General features: G+C 67.4%; 3 protein-coding genes. 1 reads left to right on the top strand and 2 read right to left on the bottom strand.

Annotated features, from left to right (window positions below):
- Positions 1 to 704 (top strand): uracil-DNA glycosylase (locus JMF90_RS29785; RefSeq protein ID WP_201325793.1); only part of this gene is annotated, 704 nt, incomplete at its 5' end.
- A 119-nt stretch (positions 705 to 823) separates the two neighbouring features.
- On the opposite strand, the gene JMF90_RS29790 is transcribed toward JMF90_RS29785, so the two are convergent.
- Together JMF90_RS29790 and JMF90_RS29795 are read right to left on the bottom strand one after the other, a co-directional pair.
- Complete coding sequence (locus JMF90_RS29790) at positions 824 to 1,420, bottom strand: FMN-dependent NADH-azoreductase (RefSeq protein ID WP_006477046.1); 597 nt, start codon at positions 1,418 to 1,420, stop codon at positions 824 to 826.
- Positions 1,421 to 1,568: 148 nt separating this feature from the next.
- A complete protein-coding gene (locus tag JMF90_RS29795) occupies positions 1,569 to 3,368 on the bottom strand; it encodes a M61 family metallopeptidase (protein WP_054928326.1) in 1,800 nt (599 codons plus the stop codon).
- Between the last annotated feature and the right edge of the window lie 57 nt (positions 3,369 to 3,425).

A 3,425-nucleotide genomic window follows, 5' to 3' on the forward strand; every position in this document is an offset into this window, starting at 1 on the left:
CGCAATTCGACGCGCTGCCGGCCGTCTGGCGCGACGTGCTGAAACCGTTCACCGACAGCGACGCGTACGCGCCGCTGTGCCGCTTCGTCGACGAAGAGCGTGCGGCCGGCAAGACGGTCTACCCGACCGACGTGTTCCGCGCGCTGCGCCTGACGCATCCCGACGACGTGAAGGTCGTGATCCTCGGCCAGGACCCGTACCACGGCGACGACCGCGGCACGCCGCAGGCGCACGGCCTCGCGTTCTCGGTGCCGCCGGCCGTCCGCACGCCGCCGTCGCTGCGCAACATCTTCAAGGAAATCGCCGCGAACTTCGGTCACGACACGCCGCGTCACGGCTGCCTCGACACGTGGGCACGCCAGGGCGTGCTGCTGCTCAACACCGTGCTGACGGTCGAGCGCGGCGCGGCCGCGAGCCATGCGAAGCGCGGCTGGGAGCAATGCACGGACACGCTGATCCGCGAGCTCGCCGGCCGTCATCGCGGGCTCGTGTTCATGCTGTGGGGCGCGCACGCGCAGGCCAAGCGCGCGCTGTTCGACGCGAACGCGCACTGCGTGCTCGAAGCGCCGCATCCGTCGCCGCTGTCCGCGCACCGCGGCTTCCTCGGCTGCCGCCATTTCGCGCTCGCGAACGACTATCTGGCCGCTGCCGGCCGCGAACCGATCGACTGGCGCCTGCCGGACGTAGCCGAAACGCTCGCGTAACGGCCTCGGTTGCGGCGAGTTCGCCGGCCGAATGCAAAAACGCCGCGTCCCCGAAAGGACGCGGCGTTTTTTCATCGGGCGACGCAGCGGGTGCATCGCACCCGCATCGACCTGACGCGTTACGCGGCGGCGATCGCTTCGCGTGCGCTGGCCAGCGCGGCGCTCTGCGCGTCCGGGCCGAGGTTCAGGCCTTCCGCGTGAATGAAATTCACGTCGGTCAGGCCGATGAAGCCGAGGAACGAACGCAGGTACGGGGTCTGGCTATCGTTCGGCGTACCCAGGTACTTGCCGCCGCGCGCCGTCACCACGTGAACCTTCTTGCCCTTGATCAGGCCTTCCGGACCGTTCTCGGTATAGCGGAACGTGACGCCTGCGCGGGCGATCCAGTCGAAGTACGTCTTCAGTTGCGACGAGATGCCGAAGTTGTACATCGGCGCGCCGATCACGATGATGTCGGCCGCTTGCAGTTCGGCGATCAGTGCATCGCTCTTCGCGACGATCGCATTCTGTTCCGCGGTGCGCTTGTCGGCCGGCGTGAAGAACGCGCCGAGCACCGATTCGTCGAGGTGCGGCAGCGCATCGGCCAGCAGGTCGCGGACCACGACGTTCGCGCCGGGGTTCGATTGTTGCAGCTTTGCCGTCAGTTCGTTGGACAGCAGCGTGGATTGCGCACCTTGCGAACGCGCGGCGGAATTGATTTGCAGAATGGTCGTCATGTCAGGCTCCGGGTGGGGTTGCGCTTCGGTAGCGCGAGTGACGCCATTGTGCGTGGCCACATGACCGCGAAAAAGCGGGTTCAGGGCGACGGATTGTTGCAACAACAGAACAATCGCCGATCGTGCCCCGCTACCCGCTTGCGTACGATTACCCCTTCAGCCAGGCTTCGCGGGCCTTCGTGGCCGCAGCCGGCTTCGCGGCCGCCGTCAGCCGGTAGCGGGTGACTTCCGGGCCGTCGAGCTTCAGTTTCGCGGTGCGCAGCTCGTCGCGGCGGAACGCGTGAATCTCGACCTTGTCGCCCGGCCGGTAGCGTGCGAGCAGCGCATCGAGGTTCGTGCCCGTCACGCGCAGCCCGTCGACCGCGATCAGCGTGTCGCCGGCCGACAGCCCCGCGCGATGCGCGGCGCCGCCTTCGTAGACCGCCGCCAACGTGCAGTCCGCGCCGCCCCGCAGGCGCGCGCCGATCGTCGGCTTCGCGGCCGCGCCGGTCGCGACCTCGGGGGCCAGCGTCACGCCGAACGGCGCGAGCAGTTCGCCGAGCGGCAGGTCGCGCGTGCCGTGCACGGCGTCGGCGAACAGGCGGCCGAGCGCGATGCCCGTCGCCTCCTCGATCAGCGCCTCGACTTCGTTTTCGTCCACACCCGCCTGCTTGCCGCGATAGAAGTCGCGGCCGTAGCGTTGCCACAGCAGGCGCATCACGTCGTCGAGCGACTTCCGGTTGCGCGTCCGCGCGCGGATCGCGAGATCGAACGCCAGCGCAACGAGCGAGCCCTTCGTGTAATAGCTGACGATCGCGTTGGTCGCGTTCTCGTCCTGGCGGTAGTACTTGATCCACGCGTCGAACGAGCTTTCCGCGACGCTCTGCTTGAGCCGGCCCGTGCCGCGCAGCACGCCACCGATCGTGCGGCCGAGGGCCGCGAAATAGTCGTCCTGCGACATCAGCCCGCTGCGCACCAGCATCAGGTCGTCGTAATACGACGTGAAGCCCTCGAACAGCCACAGCAGCGACGTGTAGTTCTCGCGCGTGAGGTCGTACGGCACGAACGCCGCCGGCTTGATGCGCTTCACGTTCCACGTGTGGAAATACTCGTGGCTGCAGAGACCGAGATACGTGCGATAGCCTTCCGTCGTTTCCGGTCGCCCCTTCACCGGCAGGTCGGTCCGGTTGCAGATCAGCGCGGTCGATGCGCGATGCTCGAGGCCACCGTAGCCGTCGCTGACCGCGAGCGTCATGAACACGTAGCGGTCCATCGGCGCCTTTTTCGACTTCGGCTCGAACAGCGCGATCTGCGCTTCGCACACACGCTTCAGATCGGTACGCAGCCGCTCCAGGTCGAGTTGCGTCACGCGCCCGGCGATCACGATGTCGTGCGGCACGCCGTGCGCGTCGAACGTCGCGAGCGCGAATTCGCCGATCGTCACCGGATGGTCGGACAGCTCGTCATAGTTCGCCGCGCGATACGCGCCGAAACCGTAACGCCGGGTGCCGCCCGCTTCGGGCAGCGCGGTGCCGACACGCCACGTGCGGAACGCGGCACCGGCCGGTTTCGCGATGTCGACTTCGCACGGCGCGTCCTCGCGACCGGCGACGCTCAGGAACACCGCCGTCGCGTTGAAGAAGCCGCCCGATTCGTCGAGATACGCGGAGCGCACCGACAAATCCCATGCATACACGTCGTAGCGCAGCGTCAGCGCGCCGGCCACGGGCGCGGCCTGCCACGTGTGCTTGTCGGTCTTCGCGATGCGCACCTTGCGGCCCGCGTCGTTGAACGCACGCAGCGTCACGATGTTGCGTGCGAATTCGCGCACGAGATAGCTGCCCGGAATCCATACCGGCAGCGAGAAACGCTGGCCTTCGGGATCGGGATCGGCAACCGTCACCGTCACTTCGAACAGGTGCGCGGCAAGATCTTTCGGGACAATCGAATAGCGGATCGGCTGGGTCATCGTGGCAATCGGTCGGTCGAATACGGCGGCGAAAACGAAGAGAGGCGCCGGCAGATC

Origin of the sequence: Burkholderia sp. E168m23, assembly GCF_016586125.1 — a bacterium.
Classification (GTDB): Bacteria; Pseudomonadota; Gammaproteobacteria; order Burkholderiales; family Burkholderiaceae; genus Burkholderia; species Burkholderia orbicola.

What these genes read in the sequence shown, in the direction of transcription:
- JMF90_RS29790 (WP_006477046.1), bottom strand. Translation starts at nt 1,420, where the DNA reads ATGACGACCATTCTGCAAATCAATTCCGCCGCGCGTTCGCAAGGTGCG.
- JMF90_RS29795 (WP_054928326.1), bottom strand. Translation starts at nt 3,368, where the DNA reads ATGACCCAGCCGATCCGCTATTCGATTGTCCCGAAAGATCTTGCCGCG.